Here is a 1,709-nt window from a genome sequence, read left to right on the forward strand (position 1 = left end):
GGCCGTGGCCGGGTGGATGAGCCGGTATCGGGCGACAACCGCGCCCGGGTCGATGCCGCCGACGTGGCCCAGGCCACATATCGCGGTATCGTCGGTCTGTGGGGCAATGTCGCGCAGTTTTTGGCCGGCATCCGATCCACGGCTAGCGACGTTATCGAGATCTGGGACCGCGACGGCGGCCAGACCTGGGTGAGTACCGGGGCCGTGACCGTGACGGGCCTACACCCGGTGACCATGCGCTCGCAGAGCGGTCCTGGGTATGATTTCCGCGATGTGTTCATTCCGGCGATGTTGGCGCGCAACGCGTCGGAGTCGACATGGCCAGATAATACGAGCCTGCACGGTCACGCCGACGCTGTGGCCCATGCCGGGGGCGCATGGGACGAGGGAGACGGCGCCGGGCTGTGGCGGCTGAGCGTGTCGTCGGCGAGCCTCGCCGATGACTGGGTCGGCGGCCGTCTCGCCAAAACGCCATAGGGGGGGGCAGACCATGCCATACGCGTATCGCAATCAGTATCCGATGGACGCTCTGCCGCCGCACGCGCGCGGTCTGCCCGACACGGCCCTGGCCGTGCTGGATCCGCCCATCTACCACGTCCGGTCCATCCTGCCGGAGCATGATCCGGACACGCATACGCGGATCCCGGAGCCCGCCGATCCGCCCGGGTTCGACGACTCCGGCCCGATCCCCGTCGTCACGCTGACCTACGAGATCCGCCCCCTCACGCCGCCCGAGATCGCGGCGCGGCTGGAGGGCCTGCGGGCGGAGTGGCGGACGCGGGCGACGGCGGCCTTCCGGCGGGCGAGGGACGCCGGGCTCACAATGGAGATCTGCGCCACGACCGTGCATGTGGACACGACGGACACGGCGATCAGCCAGATCCGCGCCTTGCGCGACCTGCTGGCGGACACGGGCGGGACCCAGGCCTTCGTGACGCGCTCCGGCGCGCGCATTGAGGCGGACGCCGCCCTGATGACCGCGATCCACGATGCCGTGGCGGCGCGGTGGCGTGTCATCCTGGCGCGCGAGGAGGCCCTGTACGCCGCCATCGACGCGGCCGCCACGCTGCAAGACCTGCGCGCGATCGACACCGGGAGCGGCTGGTCATGACAACGGAGCGCCGCCTGTTCGAGCCGCTGAAGCTGACCGCCGGCACGCTCACGGTCGACGCCGAGGGCCGTCTCGTCATTGGCCCGGGCGAGATCCTGACGCTGCCGTCAGACGCCCTGGTCAGCGGAGTCGCGGCGGGCGGGCAGGTCTATACGCGGGCCACGCCGCTCCGCGTGCCGGCCGGCCCCATGCCGCAAGGGGCGTGGGATCGGGGGATGTATTTCGTTGCGCCAGCCACGGGCGGCCGGATCGATCTGGTCACGGCCGGGGTGGTCCAGTCGGCCGCGTCGTTCTCGCGGGCCTCCGCCGCGACCCTCTGGGACGGCGCCGTGGTCAAGGCGATCGCCCCCGACGTGCCGCGCGTCGAAGGTGGCGCGCTGGTCATCGAGCCCGCCGCAACCAACACCGCGTACCATTCCACGGCCATGGATCGGCTCCCAGTGAGCCAGGGCACGGCGACAGAGGGCGCCAGCTTCGGCGTAGGCACGCAGACCCTACTGACAAGCGATGCGGTCGGCACCGCGCTGCTGTCCCGAAATACGGACGACATGACCGTTGGGCGGACCTACACCCTGTCCATGTACGCAAAGGCAGGCTC

The 1,709-nt window shown here is 70.6% G+C and carries 2 protein-coding genes and 1 pseudogene; all 3 read left to right on the forward strand.

Annotated features, from left to right (window positions below):
- Positions 1-477, forward strand: a pseudogene (locus tag GGD82_RS20705) (hypothetical protein); the annotation flags it as partial.
- Between the two features lie 13 nt (positions 478-490).
- Positions 491-1,111 carry a DUF4376 domain-containing protein gene (locus GGD82_RS20710; RefSeq protein ID WP_150064317.1) on the forward strand — a complete coding sequence of 207 codons (621 nt, stop codon included), beginning with the start codon at positions 491-493 and terminating at the stop codon, positions 1,109-1,111.
- Positions 1,108-1,709, forward strand: a 602-nt coding sequence (locus tag GGD82_RS20715) for a hypothetical protein (protein WP_184013348.1), incomplete at its 3' end; no start/stop codon positions are given. The genes GGD82_RS20710 and GGD82_RS20715, both read left to right, overlap by 4 nt.

Source organism: Roseospira marina (genome assembly GCF_014197855.1).
Taxonomy (GTDB): domain Bacteria; phylum Pseudomonadota; class Alphaproteobacteria; order Rhodospirillales; family Rhodospirillaceae; genus Rhodospira; species Rhodospira marina.

What these genes read in the sequence shown, in the direction of transcription:
- GGD82_RS20710 (WP_150064317.1), top strand. Translation starts at nt 491, where the DNA reads ATGCCATACGCGTATCGCAATCAGTATCCGATGGACGCTCTGCCGCCG.